This window comes from Leyella stercorea DSM 18206 (genome assembly GCF_000235885.1).
GTDB lineage: Bacteria > Bacteroidota > Bacteroidia > Bacteroidales > Bacteroidaceae > Prevotella > Prevotella stercorea.
In genome coordinates, this window is record NZ_JH379471.1 from 50,212 (window position 1) to 69,860 (window position 19,649).

The 19,649-nt window shown below is 49.5% G+C and carries 20 protein-coding genes and 4 tRNA genes; 16 read left to right on the forward strand and 8 right to left on the reverse strand.

The window, feature by feature from the left end; genetic code table 11:
- Nucleotides 1-106 precede the first annotated feature (106 nt).
- The 3 genes from HMPREF0673_RS12335 to HMPREF0673_RS12345 all read right to left on the reverse strand — a co-directional run bounded on the left by HMPREF0673_RS12335 (nt 107) and on the right by HMPREF0673_RS12345 (nt 2,325).
- A tRNA-Gly gene (locus tag HMPREF0673_RS12335) sits at nt 107-182 on the reverse strand.
- Between the two features lie 133 nt (nt 183-315).
- On the reverse strand, nt 316-1,485 hold the full coding sequence (gene nspC, locus HMPREF0673_RS12340) for a carboxynorspermidine decarboxylase (protein ID WP_007903077.1): 1,170 nt from the start codon (nt 1,483-1,485) through the stop codon (nt 316-318).
- Nucleotides 1,486-1,509: 24 nt separating this feature from the next.
- The gene (locus HMPREF0673_RS12345; protein ID WP_040597016.1) at nt 1,510-2,325 is read right to left on the reverse strand and encodes a Cof-type HAD-IIB family hydrolase; all 816 of its coding nucleotides are present in this window, start codon (nt 2,323-2,325) and stop codon (nt 1,510-1,512) included.
- 164 nt (nt 2,326-2,489) lie between these two features.
- Between HMPREF0673_RS12345 and HMPREF0673_RS12350 the strand changes: the two genes are divergently transcribed.
- Together HMPREF0673_RS12350 and HMPREF0673_RS12355 are read left to right on the forward strand one after the other, a co-directional pair.
- Complete coding sequence (locus HMPREF0673_RS12350; RefSeq protein WP_083825724.1) at nt 2,490-4,487, forward strand: heavy metal translocating P-type ATPase; 1,998 nt, start codon at nt 2,490-2,492, stop codon at nt 4,485-4,487.
- 4 nt (nt 4,488-4,491) lie between these two features.
- A complete protein-coding gene (locus tag HMPREF0673_RS12355; RefSeq protein WP_007903087.1) occupies nt 4,492-5,493 on the forward strand; it encodes an endonuclease/exonuclease/phosphatase family protein in 1,002 nt (333 codons plus the stop codon).
- A 16-nt stretch (nt 5,494-5,509) separates the two neighbouring features.
- Here HMPREF0673_RS12355 and HMPREF0673_RS12360 read toward each other — a convergent pair whose 3' ends face one another.
- The 5 genes from HMPREF0673_RS12360 to HMPREF0673_RS12380 form a co-directional block, all read right to left on the reverse strand.
- A complete protein-coding gene (locus HMPREF0673_RS12360) occupies nt 5,510-6,322 on the reverse strand; it encodes an N-acetylmuramic acid 6-phosphate etherase (RefSeq protein ID WP_007903089.1) in 813 nt (270 codons plus the stop codon).
- Nucleotides 6,323-6,335: 13 nt separating this feature from the next.
- The gene (locus HMPREF0673_RS12365; protein ID WP_007903091.1) at nt 6,336-6,875 is read right to left on the reverse strand and encodes a hypothetical protein; all 540 of its coding nucleotides are present in this window, start codon (nt 6,873-6,875) and stop codon (nt 6,336-6,338) included.
- Between the two features lie 21 nt (nt 6,876-6,896).
- Nucleotides 6,897-7,562 (reverse strand): hypothetical protein, encoded by a 666-nt coding sequence (locus tag HMPREF0673_RS13565; protein ID WP_007903092.1) that lies wholly within the window; start codon nt 7,560-7,562, stop codon nt 6,897-6,899.
- Nucleotides 7,563-7,618: 56 nt separating this feature from the next.
- Entirely contained in the window at nt 7,619-8,167 is a 549-nt protein-coding gene (gene fic, locus HMPREF0673_RS12375) for a protein adenylyltransferase Fic (protein ID WP_007903093.1), read from the reverse strand.
- A gap of 209 nt (nt 8,168-8,376) precedes the next feature.
- On the reverse strand, nt 8,377-9,399 hold the full coding sequence (locus HMPREF0673_RS12380) for a lysylphosphatidylglycerol synthase transmembrane domain-containing protein (protein WP_007903095.1): 1,023 nt from the start codon (nt 9,397-9,399) through the stop codon (nt 8,377-8,379).
- Nucleotides 9,400-9,575: 176 nt separating this feature from the next.
- Between HMPREF0673_RS12380 and HMPREF0673_RS12385 the strand changes: the two genes are divergently transcribed.
- The 14 genes from HMPREF0673_RS12385 (at nt 9,576) to HMPREF0673_RS12445 (ending at nt 19,527) form a co-directional block, all read left to right on the forward strand.
- Nucleotides 9,576-10,643, forward strand: a complete 1,068-nt coding sequence (locus tag HMPREF0673_RS12385) for an acyltransferase family protein (protein WP_007903096.1) — start codon at nt 9,576-9,578, stop codon at nt 10,641-10,643.
- Between the two features lie 48 nt (nt 10,644-10,691).
- On the forward strand, nt 10,692-11,198 hold the full coding sequence (locus HMPREF0673_RS12390) for a DMP19 family protein (protein WP_007903097.1): 507 nt from the start codon (nt 10,692-10,694) through the stop codon (nt 11,196-11,198).
- 78 nt (nt 11,199-11,276) lie between these two features.
- On the forward strand, nt 11,277-11,756 hold the full coding sequence (smpB, locus tag HMPREF0673_RS12395) for an SsrA-binding protein SmpB (RefSeq protein ID WP_040597022.1): 480 nt from the start codon (nt 11,277-11,279) through the stop codon (nt 11,754-11,756).
- Nucleotides 11,757-11,773: 17 nt separating this feature from the next.
- Nucleotides 11,774-14,539 carry a methionine synthase gene (gene metH / locus HMPREF0673_RS12400; protein ID WP_007903103.1) on the forward strand — a complete coding sequence of 922 codons (2,766 nt, stop codon included), beginning with the start codon at nt 11,774-11,776 and terminating at the stop codon, nt 14,537-14,539.
- 58 nt (nt 14,540-14,597) lie between these two features.
- Nucleotides 14,598-15,461 (forward strand): type I methionyl aminopeptidase, encoded by an 864-nt coding sequence (gene map / locus HMPREF0673_RS12405; RefSeq protein WP_007903105.1) that lies wholly within the window; start codon nt 14,598-14,600, stop codon nt 15,459-15,461.
- A 118-nt stretch (nt 15,462-15,579) separates the two neighbouring features.
- Nucleotides 15,580-16,593 carry a tRNA (adenosine(37)-N6)-threonylcarbamoyltransferase complex transferase subunit TsaD gene (tsaD, locus tag HMPREF0673_RS12410; RefSeq protein ID WP_007903107.1) on the forward strand — a complete coding sequence of 338 codons (1,014 nt, stop codon included), beginning with the start codon at nt 15,580-15,582 and terminating at the stop codon, nt 16,591-16,593.
- A gap of 31 nt (nt 16,594-16,624) precedes the next feature.
- Complete coding sequence (locus HMPREF0673_RS12415) at nt 16,625-17,164, forward strand: CinA family protein (RefSeq protein WP_007903113.1); 540 nt, start codon at nt 16,625-16,627, stop codon at nt 17,162-17,164.
- A 201-nt stretch (nt 17,165-17,365) separates the two neighbouring features.
- Nucleotides 17,366-17,629, forward strand: coding sequence for a 50S ribosomal protein L28 (gene rpmB / locus HMPREF0673_RS12420; protein ID WP_007903116.1), 264 nt, complete (start codon nt 17,366-17,368; stop codon nt 17,627-17,629).
- A gap of 4 nt (nt 17,630-17,633) precedes the next feature.
- Nucleotides 17,634-17,825 carry a 50S ribosomal protein L33 gene (rpmG, locus tag HMPREF0673_RS12425; protein WP_007903117.1) on the forward strand — a complete coding sequence of 64 codons (192 nt, stop codon included), beginning with the start codon at nt 17,634-17,636 and terminating at the stop codon, nt 17,823-17,825.
- Nucleotides 17,826-17,838: 13 nt separating this feature from the next.
- Nucleotides 17,839-17,997 (forward strand): DUF4295 domain-containing protein, encoded by a 159-nt coding sequence (locus HMPREF0673_RS13970; protein ID WP_007903119.1) that lies wholly within the window; start codon nt 17,839-17,841, stop codon nt 17,995-17,997.
- 565 nt (nt 17,998-18,562) lie between these two features.
- Nucleotides 18,563-18,952 carry a lytic transglycosylase domain-containing protein gene (locus tag HMPREF0673_RS12430; protein WP_007903123.1) on the forward strand — a complete coding sequence of 130 codons (390 nt, stop codon included), beginning with the start codon at nt 18,563-18,565 and terminating at the stop codon, nt 18,950-18,952.
- Between the two features lie 295 nt (nt 18,953-19,247).
- A tRNA-Lys gene (locus tag HMPREF0673_RS12435) sits at nt 19,248-19,320 on the forward strand.
- 31 nt (nt 19,321-19,351) lie between these two features.
- Nucleotides 19,352-19,424, forward strand: a tRNA-Lys gene (locus tag HMPREF0673_RS12440).
- Between the two features lie 30 nt (nt 19,425-19,454).
- Nucleotides 19,455-19,527 (forward strand) — tRNA-Lys (locus HMPREF0673_RS12445).
- Nucleotides 19,528-19,649 lie beyond the last annotated feature (122 nt).

A 19,649-nucleotide genomic window follows, 5' to 3' on the forward strand; every position in this document is an offset into this window, starting at 1 on the left:
AGTAGCGCGTCTACCAATTCCGCCACCTCTCCAACAAAAACTTTATAAAAGGTTATATATTACTATAACTTTTATCTTTTAAAACCCTTTCTTAACTTAGAAAGAGTGGAGCGGCAAACGGGACTTGAACCCGCGACCCCAACCTTGGCAAGGTTGTGCTCTACCAACTGAGCTATTGCCGCATTGGAAATGCTTGCAAAAGAAGCATTTCTGATTTGCGGTTGCAAAGGTAGCACTTTTTTCTTAACCACCAAAACTTTTCAATAAAAAAAGCAGTAAAAATGCGTTTTTTTAGTTGAAAAGTGCGTTTTGTTATTAGTCCATACGCTTTATATAGTCTTTTGGACTGTATTCGCGTAGTATTTCGAGTTCGTTGGTATTCTCACGAACCATTGCCAGAGTGGGGTGTGAGATGCCGTTGAACATGGTTGTTTTAACGGTTGTGTAGTGATTCATGTCCTCGAAAACGATATTTTCACCAATTTGCAGCTCGTGGTCGAACTGCCATGCCGACATGAAATCGCCCGACAGACAACTATTCGCTCCTAATCTATATATATAAGGTACAGAGTAGTCGATATCTTCTTCTATAGTTTGGGCTCCTCTCACGGCAGGGTGATAGGGCATTTCGAGACAATCGGGCATGTGGCACGAGAAGCTTACGTTAAGAATGGCGGTCTTTATGCCCTTGTCTTCTACCACGTCTACGACTTGAGCTACCAGTGGGCCCGTCTGCCAACCGAACGCGCTGCCCGGCTCCATTATTACCTTTAGCCATGGATAGCGGTTGTGGAATTCGCGGAGTGTGTTCACGAGCAGTTCGATGTCGTAGTCCTTGCGTGTCATCAGATGACCGCCACCGAAGTTTATCCACTTTATCTGCTTGAACCATCCTGCGAATTTCTCCTCGATATGTGCGAGTGTGCGCACGAATACGTCCGAACCGTTCTCGCAATGGCAGTGGCAGTGGAACCCATCTATCTCCTCAGGTAGTTGCTTAGGCAGTTTGTCTGCGCTCACTCCGAAGCGTGTGCCCGGCGCGCAAGGGTTGTATATGTCGGTCTCAATCTCCGAATACTCAGGATTGATGCGTAGTCCGAAGCTGATTTCCGGGTTCTGCTTGCGTGCCGTTTCGTGCAAGCGTTCGTATTGTGTGAGCGAGTTGAACGTAAGATGACTTGAGCAGGCTGCAATCTCCTCAATCTCGTAGTCGGTATATGCAGGCGAGAAGGTGTGTGCCTTGCTGCCGAACTTGTCGAAAGCCAAGCGTGCTTCCGACAGCGAGCTTGCTGTTGTCGAACTGATGTACTCTCTGAATATCGGGAATGTCTTCCACAGTGCGTAAGCCTTGAATGCAAGGATAATCTCCACGTCAGCTCTCTTTGCTACGTTGCTGATTATGCGCAGATTGTTGCGCAGACGCGCTTCCTCGATGATGTACATCGGGCGGTTAATTTCCTTATATGTAGTTGTATCTATCTTCATTTTCTTGTATATGATGGTGATGCTTTAGTCGTTGTTATAGCACAGTTTGTTTATAGCCACAGCCACACCGTCCTCCTCGTTTGAGAGCGTCACATAGTCGGCTTCGCTGCGCACTTCGGGTGCTGCGTTGCTCATAGCCACGCCCATGCCAGCCAGATGCAGCATTGAGAGGTCGTTGTATCCGTCGCCGAAGGCAATCATATCCTGCGGAGTGAGATTGAGCTTTGCCAGCAGGCGTAGCAGCGACTGCGCCTTGTCGATGCCTTTCGGCACCAGTTCGACGAAGAACGGTGCAGATCGGTACACATCCATGCGGTCGCCCACGAGAGCCAGTAGTTCCTTCTCCGCCTCCATAGCAACAGTAGGTTCGGCGGTCATAAGCAACTTTGTCGGGTTTGGTTCCAGATCTGCAAGCAGATTGTCCACCTTGCGTATCGGCATCTTATTGATGCGCGACTCTTCAGCCACGTATATATCGTCAGCCGACTCTGTTATAATCTCCTTTCCGACGTAGCCGAGCAGCGCATAGCCATGCTCCTTGGCGTAGTTGTAAAGCGTAGGTATCATGTTGTTTGGCAGGTGCTGCGAGTAAATCTCCTCCTTCGTGCGCCAGTCGATAATCTTTCCGCCGTTGTACGAGAGAATATATCCGCCGCGTGTTGCGAGTTCGAGACTTTCGGCTACGGGTTCTATGCCGAATGTAGGTCTGCCCGAAGCCAATATGATGTTGGCTCCATTCTCTTGTGCGGTAAGCAACGCCTTGCGTGTAGCAGGCGTAACCTCTTTCTTGTTGTTGGTGAGTGTGCCATCGAGGTCGAGCGCGATGGCGCGGTACACTATCTTGTTGTTTGTTGACATTCCTTTTATTTTTGCTGCAAAGTTACTGCAAATAAGGCGCAATACAAAATTAGCTTGCTTGTTTTTGCAACCCAGTTGCACATTTAACGCCATACCTTTGCAGTGTTCAAAAAATATAAGTAGACATGTTTTAAAATACAAGTAAAATGGAACAGGAACACAATCATCATACCCACGACTGCGGTTGTGGGCATTGTAACGAGCATCATCATGAGCATGAGCATCACGAGCATGGACATCATCACCACCACCATGAGCATGGTGGCAGTAAACGCACACTGCTGCTTATCGTTCTTATTACGTTGCTGCTTATCGGCGCAGTAGTTGTAGAGAAGTATTGCGGTCTGCCTACGTGGCAGTTGTTGCTGGTTTACCTCGTGCCTTATCTTCTTATCGGTCAAGATACGCTGAAGGAAGCATTTGAGGGCATCGTCCGTGGCGACATGTTCAACGAGCATTTCCTTATGTCCGTTGCCACCATCGGTGCGCTCTGCATCGGTTTCCTGCCAGGTGCAGAGACCGAGTTTCCCGAAGCAGTCTTCGTGATGCTATTCTTCCAGATAGGCGAACTGTTTGAAGGCTATGCCGAGGGTAAAAGTCGCGACAGCATATCCCACCTTATGGATATACGTCCCGATACCGCTACCGTAGAGCGCGGCGGCGAACTCATCGTTGTGTCGCCGTCTGATGTGCAGGTTGGCGAGACAATAGTGATAAAGCCTGGCGAAAAGGTGGCGCTGGACGGACGCGTCGTCGAAGGCGAGTCGTCGCTCAACACCATTGCGCTCACCGGCGAGTCGGTGCCGCGTGATGTTGCGAAGGACGATGAGATTGTATCGGGCTGTGTGAATCTTACCGGTGTGCTCCGCGTGCAGACCACAAAGAGCTTCGGCGAGAGCACCGTGTCGAAGATAATCAGTCTGGTGGAGAGTGCTGACGCACATAAGTCGCACAGCGAGTCGTTCATTGCTCGCTTTGCGCACGTCTACACCCCGATTGTCGTCTTTGCAGCCCTGCTACTTGCCATCGTTCCGCCGTTGTTCGCATCGGGTAGTTTCGTCGATTCGTTCGCCGTATGGTTGCATCGAGCGCTCATCTTCCTCGTCGTTTCGTGTCCGTGCGCACTGGTCATCAGCGTGCCACTCACGTTCTTTGGCGGATTGGGTGGTGCGTCGCGCCGCGGAATACTCGTCAAGGGCAGCAACTACATGGATGCGTTGGCTAAGCTCGGCGTTGTGGTGTTCGACAAGACCGGCACACTCACATACGGCGAGTTTGCCGTAGAGGCGGTGCATCCAACGGAGTTCGATGCTCACGAACTGCTTCACCTGGCTGCGCATGTAGAGCACTTCTCTACGCATCCTATCGGGGCCGCCCTACGCGACGCTTTCCCGCAGGAGGCTCACGACGGCTGCAAGATAACCGACATTGAGGAAGTGGCTGGTCAGGGCGTGCGTGCCAATGTAGGTGGTCGAATCGTCTGTGTTGGCAACGAAAAGATGATGGAGACGGTAGGCGCCGCGTGGCACAACTGCCATCGTGTAGGCACTATCATACATGTGGCTGTAGACGGCAAGTATGTCGGACATATCGTCATCAACGATCATATAAAGGACGACTCCATAGAGGCTGTCAGCGCATTGCTTAAGGTAGGCGTTGAGCGCACCGTTATGCTTACGGGCGACCGCGATGAGGTTGCTAAGGATGTAGCCGAGCGTGTAGGCATTGAAGAATATCACGCAGGCTTGCTGCCTACGGATAAGGTTTCGCAGGTAGAACGTCTGCTGAACGAGAAGAAAGCGGACGCTACGCTTGCGTTCGTCGGCGACGGCATCAACGATGCGCCCGTGCTGAAGCGTGCCGACATAGGCATTGCTATGGGTGCTTTGGGTAGCGATGCAGCTATAGAGGCTGCCGACGTGGTACTGATGGACGACAAACCGTCGAAGATTGCCCTTGCCGTGGCTATCGCACGCCGCACGATAGGCATCGCTCGTCAGAACGTTTGGTTTGCCATCGGCGTTAAGGTGGCGATACTGCTGCTTGCAACCTTCGGCTTGGGCACGATGTGGATGGCTGTATTCGCCGATGTGGGTGTTACGGTGCTCGCCGTGTTGAACGCCATGAGGGCATTAAAGAGTTAGGCTTATGTTCTTGTCCGCATTGTTAGTTTCGCTCTTCACGTTCGTGCAGTTCAACTGCGAGAACCTCTTCGACTGTCAGCACGACTCGCTGAAGAACGACGTTGAGTTTCTGCCCGACGGGTCGTACCACTGGACTCTCTTCCGCTATTGGCGCAAGCTGAACCGCGTGGGGCAGACCATCGTGTCGTGCGGTGAACGTAATGGTGAGGTGGAAACTCTTGCGGAGCAGGACGATTCTATATCAGAAGAGGCGGTTGCCAACTGGCATCTGCCCGATATGGTGGCGTTGTGCGAGGTGGAGAACGACTCTGTTATGCGCGACCTTACGAAGCGTTCGCTTCTGCGCACTGCGCGCTATGAGTATGTCGTTACCCATTCGCCCGACGAGCGCGGCATAGACGTGGCTTTGATGTACTCGCCGTTCTCGTTTCGGTTGATAAACAGTAGGGCGGTGCGCATTGCGCCCATAAGGGGAATGTCGCCAACACGCGACCTTCTGTATGCTTCAGGCTTGATCATTTCGGGCGATACGCTGCACGTCATCGTTGCCCACTTGCCGAGTCGTCGTGGTGGCGAGCAACACTCGCGTCCGTTCCGCCGTGTGGTGGCGGAGAAGATATGCGCCATAGCCGACTCTGTGCGAGCAATTTCAGCAGATGCGAAGATAATAGTAGCTGGCGACTTTAACGATTACACTACGTCGGAGAGCGTACGCATGGTTTGTTCCACTGGTTTCACCGACGTGTCGGCAAAGGCTGTTGGGCAGAATGGCGCACGAGCCACATACAAATATCGTGGCGAGTGGCGTAGCCTCGACCACATTCTTGTAAGCACGAGCATGATGCCTGACGTACGTTCATGTCGTGTTCACGATGCTCGTTTTCTGCTTGTTGAGGATGAGAAGTATGGCGGTGTGCAGCCACGCCGCAACTATCTCGGTCCGCGGTGGCGCGATGGTTTCAGCGACCATCTGCCTCTTGTCGCAGAGTTCGCTTTAGACGAGTAAAGGCATCAACGATTGTTCAACGCTTTTGCTCTTCCGCTTTCTTCACGCTGCCTGCTTTCAGTACGATAGTCTTCGCCTCCTCGTAGTCGGTGTATTGCGGGTTGCGCTCCATGAAAATCCTCACGGCGCGGTCAATCAGCTTGGTGTTCATTAGTTTGGCGTTCACCATCTTGTTGCCCTCGACACGTCCGAGACGTATCTGCACCGTGGTGCTTATCATGTCGAATATGAGCTTCTGCGATGTGCCAGCCTTCATGCGCGTGCTTCCCGTCACGAACTCCGGTCCGGTTATCACCTCTACCGGATAGTCGGCTTCGGCGGCGATGGGCGAGTCGGGGTTGTTCACGATGCATCCTGTCGTTATGCCCACGGCGCGGCAGTGGCGGAGCGCTGCGAGCACGAAGGGCGTAGTGCCACTTGCCGATACGCCCACCACGATGTCGTCGGTAGAGATGCGCTTGTCGAGAAGTTGCTGCCAACTGTTCTCGGTGTCGTCCTCTCTTGACTCGCGTGTCTGCGTCAGACAGCCGATGCCGCCTGGGAACACGGCTTGTATCTGCGTTCCGTCTGTGCCGTACGTGTTCTGCACCTCGATGGTGTCGAGTGTAGCCAGTCGTCCGCCCGTGCCGCATCCCACGTAAAACAATCGTCCGCCATTCTTCAGTTTGCGCTCCACCGTTTCAATAAGTGTGTTTATTGCCGGCAGCGCTTTTCCTATAGTCGCCGGCACCGTCATATTCTCGTTGTTTATGTCCGCCGTCAGCTGCTCTACGCTCATCTGCTCAAGATGGTCGTAGTGCGATGGTTGTTCTGTGATTCGTTTGTCCATTCTGAACAATTCTTTAGTTTACTTTTAGCTCATATCCATTAGAAGAGTCTCGTTCTATACAATATTCTTCATCAAAGCAAGTTTGAATCATTTTCTCAAAGCTGTTAATAGACAAGCCATTTTTGTCATCGTCCCTCCATTGGTTACTTAAATAAACAGTGTCATCGCCAACCTTAAAAGGCTCTTCAAACCATCTTTTGTATGGGTTGCCATTTGTATAGCTACTTGCATTGTTTCTTTGTTTTAGTTCTTCCGTCGTTCCATGGAAAAAGAATCCTGCTAAAGAGAATTCGTCTTGTTTCTTTATTCCCCATAGTTTTTTCTTTGATAGATATGGAATTATAGATTCCAAGCCATATTGTTCTTCGAAGTATTTCATTACGTCAAATACGAATGACGAACATTTTTTGCTGCACACGATGGGAGCATCCTCCTCTATAGTATCTTCTTGTTGAACATTACTTTTGTCAATTTTTGGTGTATAATCTCCATTAAGATGCAGTAAGTATGTTCCATTTATAGCTGTTTTGCATAAGAAGAATTCTCGTTGCATCTCAATGGGCAATTTTACATGTTAATGACGAATGTCGATATGTTCTCTTCTGTCCTTCATGTACTCAAATTGTTCTGGTAACATTGATTGTAACTTATGAGCAATTGGAGAATTTGGAGTCCACAAAAGCTGCATCACTCTTGCGCCATTATTGCGCCTGAGTGAATACAAACGAGCTTTGTATTCCATGCCGTCTATTATGACTTCAATATCGACATTGTCGGTTTCTCTAAGAGTTTTACCATATGCCTCACTAACTGAATAATGAAACACCTGAGGTATTGTTAAACCATGATTGAATAAAGACCAATCGAGATCTTTATGCATTAATATTTCAATAGCACCTTTAGGTAATAAATCAATGTCTTGTTCTGCGACCAGAGAATATTTTATGCGTGGTATTGATGGCAAATCATATCTTTTGGCAGCACGTTCTTTCACGATAACGTGTTCGCGTGTAGTGTTAACTGTGATGCCTTTTTCTGGGTCATAATCAATGACTAAGGTTAGGTTACGTCTTAAATTGTTAAGTATTGGAGCTACTGATTTACTGATGGCAGGAAGAATTTCCTCTGTTATAAGGTCTTCTTCAAACTTGTCAACAGTTTCAAGTTGTTCTTTGTTAATAGGTACACCAAGTTTCCTCAATGTTTCTATAGAGTTATATAATTCTTCTAGTCGTGTCATGTATGTTTATAATATTTTGTTCAAAATAAATTTTTAGTCTTAGATTTCTGCGCGTCTCACTTCTCATACCCCTCATAGTAATAGCTCTGTTCAATGCCCTTGATAGTCACTTCTCTGTTCTCGGTGTCAGCGGTTAGGTTCTGACTGAGCAGGAAGCGTATTTCGAGGTCATTGATAGGGGAGCGTTCCATGGCAGAGAGGTATTGGTCTTTGTCAACGAACTGCCAGTTGACCACTTTGCCGAGTGCACGCTTCAGCATCATGTCGAGCCAGATGCGTGTAGCGCGTCCGTTGCCCTCCATGAAAGGGTGGCAGACATTCATCTCCACGTACTTCTCGATGATGTGTTCGAAGGTGTCTTCAGGCATCTTTTCGACGGCTGAGAGGGCGGCTTGTAGATAGAGCGAGTTGGCAAAGCGAAAGCCTCCTTTGGCGATGTTCTTCTCGCGAATGGTGCCGGCGAATGGGTACAGACCTTCAAACAGATAGCGATGTATCTGCTGAAGACCTGCTGCTGTGCCTACGGGGATGTTGTCTATGTCGCCCGACTCGAAGAGGCGGTGGGCGTTATGTAGCGACTTTTCGTCTATCTCTTTTGTTGTCATAATGCTGTTGTTTGACTACAAAGTTACGAAAAATAAATGTAAAAATCAGCACTTGTGCCCTGCAATCTCTGCACTTAAGTCGTCGTATCGCGTTCGGTGTCCGATCGGATTGCGTTCGGTGTCCGATCAGATTGCGTCCGCCGTCCAATCGGGTGGCGTTCGGTGCACGATGAAAAAGTGTGGGGCGGAATACATCGGAAGTGCAGCTTCTACAGTCTCTTTCCTATCCACTTGGGCAGCACAACGGTGCCCATTATGAGGAACGGGTAGTAGAAGATGGCTCTCCAGAGCATTGCTGCGAGGATGGCTACCGAGGCGTCGGGCAGATAGTCGGCGTAATAGAGGCGGAACATCAGTTCGGCTACGCCGCTGCCGCCGGGTGTGGGACTGAGTATAGAAATCATCCACATCACCCATTGCCGGCACCAGGCTATGAGCATGTCGCCCTGGCATTGGAAGGCGAAGAGTATGGCGGCTACGATGGCGAAGCGGGCGAGCCATGCTATGGAGGTGTAGCCCATGAGACGCAGCCAGAAGCGGCTGCCTTCGAGCTTTGCCTCCTGCGAGGCTAAGGTCATATCGTTGGAGAACCGCTCTATTTTCGGACGGAACCTGCGCAGACCCGGTATCTTGCAGCACGCTTTTAGCACCCAACCGAGTATCTGCGGTCGGTGGAGCAGCAGCACGTACAGTATGGCTGTCCATGCGGTTACGATGAGTGTGCTTATGAGGAAGACGACGTGTATGCCGCCCTTCAGCCATTCGCTCGACACAATGGCGCCCGTGTCGCTTGCTGTGCAGAAAAGCAGCTCGGAGGGCACGCATAAGTAGAGCACGCAGCAGCTGATGGCGAGGAAGGCTTCGTCGGCAAGCAGGGCTGCGAACATGGTGAAGATGCTTCTGCCCATCGTCATGCCCTCGCGGTTGAGATACACGAACGCCAGTCCGCTGCCGCCTACTGCGGATGGGGTTACGGCGGAGGTGAACTCGCAGAGCACGTTGATGCGGAAGCTCTGCGAGAGCGAGAGCTTGCGCTGGCTGAGGTAGCGGAAGCGCAGCGTGTACATAAGGTTCTGGATGGCGAAAAGCAGTACGGCGATGCCTACGCCTAAGAAGAATTGCGGGGACAGGTGTATCTTGCTCAGGGCGTCAAGGTCGAACTCTCTTATCATCATTCCGGCAATCACCACGAGTCCGATTGACGCCGCCAGCCATAAGTGCCATTTTTTCATTCTGTGCTAAGTGTGAATTAGTTTGTTGATGTGTGCAAATTTATACAATTATGTGTAATACAGCGTTCTTTGGCGCAATTTTATTATGCTTTGTTTGCGTATCTCAACTATTTTGGCGAATTTTGTATAATAGTATATTATAAACTATTTGTATATTCTCTCAATATAGGCAAAACATGAAAGCAAGAAACGCACGGATAGACACGCTGAGAGTAGTAGCGATGCTGATGATTATCTGCGGTCATCTCATATATCACGGTATGCACCATGTCGGTTTGCAGGAGTCGACGGGTGTTCCGTTTGCTGACAGCGCAGTAGGACGGATGAATTTTGTGATGGTGCAGTTCTTAGGGTATGCGTGCAATATAGCCACAAACATATATTTTATGATAACCGGCTACTTTCTTGTGAAGCCCAGAGCGTTGTCGTATGCCGTCAGCAAGTCGTGGAAGCTATGGCGTACGATAGTGTTCTACACCTTGTCCGTCTATGCCGTGCTTTGCGCTATGGGTGCGCTCGATTTCTCCGTCTCGCAACTGATTGAGCAGCTGATGCCTATACATAGCCGCAAGTACTGGTTTATGTCCAACTATATTGTGGTGCTCTTGCTGTCGCCGTTTGTGTCGAAGGCACTCGACGCGCTGGCGAAGAAGGAGTATCAGGGACTGTTGCTGGTTCTGCTGCTGCTCAACTTTGCTGAAGGCAGTTGGGGGTATGGAGGCATCTTCAGCGGTGGTATGTCCGTGGTGTTCTGCCTCTCGCTCTTCACGTTGGGCGGCTATCTGAAGAAGTTTCCTCTGCCTGCGTTCCGCTTCGACCATGTAGCCTATCTCGTGGGCTATCTTTCGATATGTCTGTTCTTTACGCTTAACAGTTATGTGGGTCAGTTGGGAGTGTTTGGCGATGCTGATACGCTGCTGAATATCAGGGCGTTGGCAAACAATAGTGTACCACTGCTTAGTTCGGTATGCTTCTTCCTTGTGTTTGCAAGTGGCAGGTGGAGCGTGCCGAACAGCGTTTCGCGCCTTGCGGTAGGCTGCAGTCCGTACATCATGGCTGTGTACCTGATACACGACAACGTATATCTGCGTCCGTTGTTGTGGGACGGGGTGGTGCGTCCGTTGAACTATGTCAACAGCTGTTGGTTTCTGCCTTATTGCGTTGCGGTGGTTGTTGCGGTGTTTGTGTTGTGCCTGTCTGTGGAATACGTAAGGCAGAAAGTAGTGTCGTTAATAAAGAAATAAATGCATTTATTTTGTATTGTGTTCGATTTGCACTAACTTTGCATCATTATGATAGAAGTGAAAGTAAAAGACGCTGCTTTGCGTGAAGCGGCGATGCAAGATATGGATGCTTTCCTCGGCGTGTTCATCAACGCTACGAAGGAGGCTATTGGCGGCGAGCTCAATGCTGAAAATATGCAGCAGCTGAGTGTGGCGCAAATTACGTTGTTGGCTTATGACATCCTGCACGAGGAGGTTATGGACGGTGGATTTGTGCAGCTGATATACAACGGCTACGGCGGATTTATCTTCGACAATCCGTTTGCGAAGGTGCTGCGCGACTGGGGCTTGCGCGACCTCGCGAAGATGCTCTTCGCTGTGCGCAAACTCTACAAGGAGTACGGCGCAAAGATACAGCGCGAGTGCAGCGACGACGAGTTCATGGCTATGTTCGAGCAGTTTCCCGAGTTCGACGACTACGACGACGAGTTCGTGGAGAACGAGGAGAACTGGACAGAGGCTGTAGTCCGTTATGTAGACGAACACATAGAGGAGTTCGTCGTTATTGAGGAATAAAAAAAGAGAGTAGAGTCGGCGGTGCAGGATGTTTTGCAATTATCAGCTACACCTGCGGCTTTCGGCTTCAAGACAATTATGAACAAGGAACAGGAACTCATTAGAAAGAAAAGTCCGGTGAGCATCCGCAACAAGAAGGCTTCGTTCGAATACTTCTTTGTGGAGACATACACCGCCGGTATAGTGCTTACGGGCACCGAGATTAAGTCAATCAGACTCGGAAAGGCGAGTCTGGTTGACACTTTCTGTTATATAAACAACGGCGAGGTGTGGGTGAAAGGCATGAACGTTTCGCCCTATTTCTATGGCTCGTTCAGCAATCACGAGGCGCGTCGCGATCGCAAGTTGCTGCTCACGCGTCGCGAGATATCCAAACTCGAGGCGGCTACCAAGCAGCCCGGCTTCACCATTGTGCCCATACTCGTGTTCATCGACGAACACGGACGCGCCAAGGTGGACATCGCGCTCTGTCGCGGTAAGAAGGAGTACGACAAGCGTCAGACTCTGAAGGAGAAGGAAGACCGTCGTGAGATGGATCGCGCGATGAAACGCTATTAAACACACACACGAAATAGATGAAGAAGACTTTAAACGAAGTCGTTAAAGACAGGATAATGATACTCGATGGTGCGATGGGCACCATGATACAGCAATACGCGCTGACCGAGGAGGACTTCCGTGGCTATCGCTACCGCAAGACACCAGGACTGATGAAGGGCAACAACGATATGCTTAACATCACGCGCCCAGACGTGGTGAGCGATATCCACCGCAAGTATCTTGAGGCAGGTGCCGACATAATCACCACGAACACGTTCAGCTCGCAGCGCATTTCGCAAGCCGACTACCACTTGGAGGAAGCAGCACGCGAGATGGCTTTTGCCGGAGCACGGCTCGCACGCAAGGCTGCCGACGAGTTCGCTACCGACGAACGCCCGCGCTTCGTGGCAGGCTCGGTGGGTCCTACGAACAAGACCTGCTCAATGAGCCCCGACGTGAGCAATCCGGCTGCACGCGAAATCGACTACCTTACGCTCTACGACGTGTATCTCGAACAGATAGAGGCACTCGTGGAGGGTGGGGCGGACATCATTCTCATAGAGACGGTGTTCGACACGCTCAACGCCAAGGCTGCCATCGACGCAACGATGGAGGCTGAGCGCAGAAGTGGCAAGACCCTGCCCATAATGCTCAGCATCACCGTGAGCGACCTCGCAGGCAGAACGCTCAGCGGACAGACCCTTGAGGCTGTGCTGGCAAGTGTGAGCAGCTATCCGCTCTTCTCTATCGGACTCAACTGCTCGTTCGGTGCACCACAGATGAAGCCGTTCCTGAAGGAATTGGCGCGAAAGTCACCTTATTATATTAGTGCATATCCCAACGCCGGTCTGCCCAACAGTATGGGCGAATACGACGAGACAGCAGAGTCGATGGCTCCGCAGATGCAGGAGTACGTAGACGAGGGACTGGTGAACATAATCGGTGGCTGCTGCGGCACAACCGAGAAGTTCATAGCCGAGTATGCAAAGATTGTAGAAGGCAAGCAGCCGCACACGCCGCAACCGAAGTCGCAGACTATGTGGCTCAGCGGACTGGAGCTGCTCGACGTTACGCCCGACATACGCTTCGTCAACGTAGGCGAGCGTTGCAACGTGGCAGGCTCGCGCAAGTTTCTGCGCCTTATAAACGAAAAGAATTACGACGAGGCTGTCAGCATAGCACGCAAACAGGTGGCTGACGGAGCCTTGGTCATAGACATAAATATGGACGACGGTCTGCTCGACGCACGCGAGGAGATGCGCACGTTCCTTAATATAATAGCCTCGGAGCCCGACATAGCGAAGGTGCCGGTGATGATCGACTCGTCAAAGTGGGACGTAATCACCGCCGGACTGCAATGTGTGCAGGGCAAGGCGATAGTCAACTCTATCTCGCTGAAGGAAGGCGAGGAGGTGTTCCTCAGTCATGCCCGCGACGTGATGCGCTACGGTGCCGCGGTCGTGGTGATGTGCTTCGACGAGAAGGGACAGGCTACCACATATGAGCGACGCATCGAGATAGCCGAGCGTGCATATCGTCTGCTCACGGAGAAGGTGGGCATGAATCCGCTCGACATCATCTTCGACCCTAACGTGCTTGCCATAGCTACCGGCATGAGCGAGCACGACAACTATGCGCTCGACTTCATACGCGCTACGGAGTGGATTCGCACGAACCTGCCCGGAGCGCATATCAGCGGCGGTGTGAGCAACCTCTCGTTCTCGTTCCGCGGCAACAACTACATACGCGAGGCGATGCACGCCGTGTTCCTCTATCACGCCATAGGCAAGGGCATGGACTTCGGCATCGTCAATCCGGCTACGAAGGTGGCTTATGGCGACATTCCTGCCGACCAGCTCGAGATTCTTGAGGACGTGGTGCTCAATCGACGCCCCGACGCTTCGGAGCGTCTTGTTGATCTCGCAGAGAAGATAAAGCTGCAGCAGGAGGCACTGAAGAACGGTGCGGCTGCGGGCGTGGCAACAGCTTCGGCTGCCCAGCCCGAATGGCGCAAAGCTGATGTGGCTGAGCGCTTGTCTACGGCTCTCGTGAAAGGCGTGGCCGACTATATGGAGGATGACCTGCAGGAGGCACTTACGGTGTATCCGAAGGCGGTGGACATAATAGAGGGTCCGCTCATGGCGGGCATGAACAAGGTGGGCGAACTCTTCGGTTGTGGCAAGATGTTCCTGCCGCAGGTCGTGAAGACGGCGCGCACTATGAAGAAGGCGGTGGCTATTCTGCAGCCGTACATCGAGGCTGACAAGAAGGAAGGCACAACGACAGCCGGAAAGGTGCTCATGGCTACCGTGAAGGGTGACGTGCATGACATCGGCAAGAACATCGTAGATGTGGTTATGTCGTGCAACAACTACGAGGTGATTGACCTCGGGGTGATGGTGCCGGCTGAGCAGATTGTGAAGAAGGCGGTGGCGGAGAACGTGGACATGATTGGATTGAGCGGACTCATCACGCCGAGTCTGGAGGAGATGGTGAACGTGGCTACAGAGATGGAGCACGCAGGGCTCGACCTGCCTATTATGGTGGGTGGCGCTACTACCTCCGAGATGCACGTGGCGCTGAAGATTGCGCCCGTGTACAGCGGCATCGTGGTGTGGGTGAAGGATGCGGCGCAGAACCCGCTTGTGGCGCAGCGACTGATGAACGCCGCCGACCGCAAAAAGTTCAAAGCCGAACTGGACGAACGCTATGCGCGTCTGCGCAAGGAGTATGCTGCACATCAGCAGAAACTCTCGTCGCTCGATGAGGCTCGCAAGAATAAACTCAATTTGTTTGAGTAAACTTAATTCGTTAGAATAAAAATACTTCCCACGTGGTTGGGGCTTTAATATAATTATTATGGTATTCAAGAAGAAAAGAGTTTGGCACTGTCTTCCTGGACAGGAGCCGACAGAACTTGACAAAAGAGTAATGTATTGGGAGAACAAGGGTAAGGAGGTGCCGTCGCGCGACCTTATCAAGACTCCTGAACAGATAGAAGGCATACGCCGCAGCGGTGTGGTGAACACCGGTGTGCTCGACGAGGTGGCTAAGCATATTCATGCTGGCATGAACACTCTAGAGATCGACCAGATATGCTACGACTACTGTACAGCACATGGCGCTGTGCCGGCTTGTCTCAACTACGAGGGCTTCCCGAAGAGTGTCTGCACAAGTATCAACGAGGTGGTGTGCCACGGCATTCCGAAGGAAGAGGATGTTCTGCAGGAGGGCGACATCGTGAATGTTGACTTCACAACCATACTCGACGGCTACTATGCCGACGCTTCGCGCATGTTCATCATCGGTAAGACAACACCCGAGAAGGAGCAGCTGGTGCGTGTGGCTAAGGAGTGTCTGGAGATTGGTATGGAGGCAGCTAAGCCTTACAGCTTCGTGGGCGACATCGGTCACGCTATCCAGAAGCACGCCGACAAGTATCACTACGGCATCGTGCGCGACCTATGCGGTCATGGCGTTGGATTGAAGTTCCACGAGAAGCCCGACGTGATGCACTACGGACACAAGGGTACGGGTATGCTGCTTGTGCCGGGCATGGTGTTCACCATCGAGCCTATGGTCAACATGGGTACGTGGAAGGTGTTCATTGATGCTGACGACGAGTATGGCTGGGAGGTTATCTCGGGCGACGAGAAGCCGAGCGCACAGTGGGAGCACACCTTCGTGATGACTGAGCACGGCGTGGAGATATTGACACATTAATGTTTGTTGAATTATTAATTATTAATTTTTAATTATTAATTGGCTTGCGCCACGATAATTAATAATTAGAACAATAAGATAATTAATAATTAACAATTAAAAATTAATAATTAAGAAGATGTATATATTAGGTATAGAGAGCAGCTGCGACGACACAAGCGCAGCAGTGCTCAACGACAACATATTGCTGAGCAACGTAACGGCTTCTCAGGATGTACACCGCGAATATGGTGGTGTGGTGCCCGAGCTTGCGTCGCGTGCTCATCAGCAGAATATCGTGCCAGTGGTGGATGCTGCGCTGAAGCGTGCCGGCATCACGAAGGAGCAACTATCGGCTGTGGCTTTCACACGCGGACCAGGACTAATGGGATCGCTGCTCGTGGGCGTGAGCTTCACAAAGGGCTTTGCGCGCAGTCTGGGCATACCGATGATCGACGTAAACCACTTGCAGGGTCACGTGCTGGCTCACTTCATAAAGGAGAAGCCGGAGGACACTACGCCGCCGTTCCCGTTCCTCTGTCTGCTCGTGTCGGGTGGCAACTCGCAGATTGTAAAGGTGAACGCCTACAACGATATGGAGGTGCTCGGTCAGACTATTGATGACGCAGCAGGAGAGGCTATCGACAAGTGTTCGAAGGTGATGGGCTTGGGCTATCCAGGCGGTCCTATCATCGACCGCTTGGCGCGTCAGGGCAATCCGCTTGCGTACAAGTTCTCCGAACCGCACATACCGGGCTTGGACTATAGTTTCAGTGGCTTGAAGACATCGTTCCTGTACAGTCTGCGCAAGTGGGTTCAGGACGATCCCGACTTCATTGAACATCACAAGAATGATCTCGCAGCGAGTCTTGAGCATACTATCGTAAACATATTGATGAAGAAACTGCGTCTTGCTGTGAAGCAGACTGGCATCAAGCATGTTGCTGTTGCGGGCGGTGTGTCTGCCAACAACGGACTGCGTAATGCTTTCCACGATCATGCGAAGCGTTTTGGCTGGACTATCTATATTCCGAAGTTCAGCTATACAACGGACAATGCGGCGATGATTGGCATCACAGGATACTATAAATACCTGGATAAAGACTTCTGCTCAATAGATAAGCCGGCGTTCAGCAAGGTTACATTCAAATAAGTAAATAATCATAAACAAAAAGAAATACAAAATGGAATTTGAAAAGAAAATACTTAGTCGCGAGATACAACAGTTTCTTTATGGCTCTGGTCTTACTGTAGGCTCGGCAGAAAGCTGCACAGGCGGACGCATCGCTGAGTCGATAATCGCTGTTCCGGGTGCGTCAACTTACTTTAAGGGTGGTGTTATCTCATACACCAATGAGGTGAAGGAAAACCTGCTCGGTGTTGATCACAGTCTGCTTGAGGAGAAGACTGCTGTGTGCGAGGATGTGGCAAAGGAAATGGTAAAGGGTGCGATTAAGGCTCTCAATGTAGATTTCGCCATTGCGTCTACCGGAACAGCAGGTCCTGGTGGTGGCACAGCAGCAATTCCTGTCGGTACAATTTGGCTTGCCTGTGGCAATGCAGATAACATTATTACCATGAAACTCACGGAGGATTACGGTCGCGATATCAACCTTGCCATCGCAACAAGCAAGGCTCTGCAGATGTTTATCGACTTTCTGAAGGACAATATGCCAAAGACAGAAGACAATGGTGTAGCTCCTAAGATTCCTGTTACGGAGTAAAGTAGGTGAACTTGGTTAAGTCTTTATTCTCCAAAATGGGTAAAAATCAGCACTATAGCACATAAAATGCGTCTGAAAACAAAAAAAACATTAAATACACAACTTTATTTAATGGAATGTTTTGCGGTTTCGAAAAAAGTCGTTAATTTTGCACTCTGTTTGGAATAGGTATCAAAAACGAATACAAAAAAGAAGATAGAAATGTCGAAAATTTGTCAGATTACGGGAAAAAAAGCCCAGATAGGTAACAACGTATCACACTCAAAGCACCGCACAAAGCGTTCTTTCGATGTGAACTTGTTCAGCAAGAAGTTCTACTATGTAGAGGAAGGTTGCTGGATTAGCCTCAAAATTAGCGCAGCGGGTCTGCGTCTCATCAACAAAGTGGGCTTGGACGCTGCCCTCAAGCAGGCTGTGTCTAAAGGCTATTGTGACTGGAGTGACATTAAAGTAATAGGAGAATAAGTAAATGGCATCAAAGAAAGCAAAGGGCAATAGAGTTCAGGTAATTCTCGAGTGCACCGAAATGAAGAATAGCGGTCAGCCTGGTACAAGCCGTTACGTGACTACCAAGAATCGTAAGAACACTCCTGACCGTATGGAATTAATGAAGTATAACCCCATCCTTAAGAAGATGACTCTTCACAAGGAGATTAAGTAATAATACATAGACTATGGCAAAGAAAGCGGTCGCTACCCTCCGTGAAGGTTCTATGGATGGTCGCGCATACACAAAGGTTATCAAGATGGTACGTAGCCCGAAGACTGGTGCTTACGTATTTGACGAGCGTATGGTTGCCAATGAGGCAGTAAAGGACTTTTTCAAGAAGTAATATTCTGAAAGTTTAAATATAATGGGATGCATTGAACGTTGGTTCAATGCATCCTTTTTTCGTATATAGAGGGTGGTTTTCTTTTGTTTTGAGGCGGTTTACATGTTGTTTGCTTTGGCGTGCTTCGCAGGTTTGTTATAAGGATTGATTTGTTGTTATGTCGTTGATATTCAGGTAATTGTCTATTCTAAAAAACTTTAAAAAACCTTTCGTGCTTGTTTCTAAATTTGCACAATTCGATAATTTTGAGTAATTTTGCACACGGTAAGAAAAAAGGATAGCGTATGCTTGTTGTTTTAGTGAGGCTATCTGAAAGTATCTAACGGAGTTTTGATATGCGTATGAATTGGTTTTATCGCCTATCATGGACGCTGTTTCCGGTGAAAACTTCTTCTGTTTGTTTTGAAGAAGTGGAAGCTCTACATTGATATAACGTTTGTTCCGGGGTGGAAGAGATGTTGTATGTGTTTAAGGGAAAGGGTTCGGGCTCCACAAACAATTTAACATGATTAGAATTTTTAGAATTGTATTATTTGTAGTATGTGTATTTGGGGTAAATCCCGTAATGTTAGCGGAAGAAACGGTTGAAAAGAAAACTGTTTGCACAAAAGAATTTGATTGGGAACCGGTGATGAATGCAATCATTCAGGTTGAAAGTGCGGGAAATACAAAAGCCGTTAGTGGTAAGTCGTGTGGTGCGATGCAGATTACACCAATTCTCGTAGCAGAATGTAACAACATTCTCAAAGGACGCAATAGTAAGACACGTTATACGCTACGTGATCGCTTTAACTTGGAAAAGTCGAAGGAGATGTTCTTGCTTATGCAGTCGAAATTTAATCCAAGTAATAACGTGGAGAAAGCCATACGTGCATGGAACGGTGGCAATAATTACAACAAGAAACGCACTCAAAGATACTTTGAGAAGGTTATGAAGGAATTGAAAAAGCAATAAACTTTAATGATAGACGCTCTGCAAGACTTTGTTTTTGCAGAGCGTTTTTGCTTTTATGTACTTGGTTGCTCTTTGTGGAGACGGATAGTTGAGATTGTCTTTTTGCAGATATAGAGTGGGGCTTTACTTGATATATAACAACTGTATAGTCGAAACTTTGTTTGTTTAGTATAAAACGCATGAAAAAGTGCAATTTCTTACGAAAAAGTGGTGCGAAAATTTGGTAGTTTCCTCAAAAGTGACTACCTTTGCACTCGCAATTCAGAAATGAGTTGCTTGCATAAAGATAGAGTATGCACCCTTAGCTCAGTTGGTAGAGCAACTGACTCTTAATCAGTGGGTCTAGGGTTCGAATCCCTAAGGGTGTACAAACTTTGAAACATACATAAAACAACTGATGCACCCTTAGCTCAGTTGGTAGAGCAACTGACTCTTAATCAGTGGGTCTAGGGTTCGAATCCCTAAGGGTGTACTTATCTAATGCAGTGTTTCAAAAGAGTACGCACCCTTAGCTCAGTTGGTAGAGCAACTGACTCTTAATCAGTGGGTCTAGGGTTCGAATCCCTAAGGGTGTACAAAAAAGGTGTTATCCGATTGGATAACACCTTTTTTGTATCTATATTTTAACAGGTCTTAGTGGGTCTGTATCGGCTCACCCGATAAACCGGATCAAATAATATTGTTGTGTTTTTAACAA

What these genes read in the sequence shown, in the direction of transcription:
- nspC (WP_007903077.1), bottom strand. Translation starts at nt 1,485, where the DNA reads ATGAAGATAGATACAACTACATATAAGGAAATTAACCGCCCGATGTAC.
- HMPREF0673_RS12350 (WP_083825724.1), top strand. Translation starts at nt 2,490, where the DNA reads ATGGAACAGGAACACAATCATCATACCCACGACTGCGGTTGTGGGCAT.
- HMPREF0673_RS12355 (WP_007903087.1), top strand. Translation starts at nt 4,492, where the DNA reads ATGTTCTTGTCCGCATTGTTAGTTTCGCTCTTCACGTTCGTGCAGTTC.
- HMPREF0673_RS12360 (WP_007903089.1), bottom strand. Translation starts at nt 6,322, where the DNA reads ATGGACAAACGAATCACAGAACAACCATCGCACTACGACCATCTTGAG.
- HMPREF0673_RS12365 (WP_007903091.1), bottom strand. Translation starts at nt 6,875, where the DNA reads ATGCAACGAGAATTCTTCTTATGCAAAACAGCTATAAATGGAACATAC.
- HMPREF0673_RS13565 (WP_007903092.1), bottom strand. Translation starts at nt 7,562, where the DNA reads ATGACACGACTAGAAGAATTATATAACTCTATAGAAACATTGAGGAAA.
- fic (WP_007903093.1), bottom strand. Translation starts at nt 8,167, where the DNA reads ATGACAACAAAAGAGATAGACGAAAAGTCGCTACATAACGCCCACCGC.
- HMPREF0673_RS12380 (WP_007903095.1), bottom strand. Translation starts at nt 9,399, where the DNA reads ATGAAAAAATGGCACTTATGGCTGGCGGCGTCAATCGGACTCGTGGTG.
- HMPREF0673_RS12385 (WP_007903096.1), top strand. Translation starts at nt 9,576, where the DNA reads ATGAAAGCAAGAAACGCACGGATAGACACGCTGAGAGTAGTAGCGATG.
- HMPREF0673_RS12390 (WP_007903097.1), top strand. Translation starts at nt 10,692, where the DNA reads ATGATAGAAGTGAAAGTAAAAGACGCTGCTTTGCGTGAAGCGGCGATG.
- smpB (WP_040597022.1), top strand. Translation starts at nt 11,277, where the DNA reads ATGAACAAGGAACAGGAACTCATTAGAAAGAAAAGTCCGGTGAGCATC.
- metH (WP_007903103.1), top strand. Translation starts at nt 11,774, where the DNA reads ATGAAGAAGACTTTAAACGAAGTCGTTAAAGACAGGATAATGATACTC.
- map (WP_007903105.1), top strand. Translation starts at nt 14,598, where the DNA reads ATGGTATTCAAGAAGAAAAGAGTTTGGCACTGTCTTCCTGGACAGGAG.
- tsaD (WP_007903107.1), top strand. Translation starts at nt 15,580, where the DNA reads ATGTATATATTAGGTATAGAGAGCAGCTGCGACGACACAAGCGCAGCA.
- HMPREF0673_RS12415 (WP_007903113.1), top strand. Translation starts at nt 16,625, where the DNA reads ATGGAATTTGAAAAGAAAATACTTAGTCGCGAGATACAACAGTTTCTT.
- rpmB (WP_007903116.1), top strand. Translation starts at nt 17,366, where the DNA reads ATGTCGAAAATTTGTCAGATTACGGGAAAAAAAGCCCAGATAGGTAAC.
- rpmG (WP_007903117.1), top strand. Translation starts at nt 17,634, where the DNA reads ATGGCATCAAAGAAAGCAAAGGGCAATAGAGTTCAGGTAATTCTCGAG.
- HMPREF0673_RS13970 (WP_007903119.1), top strand. Translation starts at nt 17,839, where the DNA reads ATGGCAAAGAAAGCGGTCGCTACCCTCCGTGAAGGTTCTATGGATGGT.
- HMPREF0673_RS12430 (WP_007903123.1), top strand. Translation starts at nt 18,563, where the DNA reads ATGTTAGCGGAAGAAACGGTTGAAAAGAAAACTGTTTGCACAAAAGAA.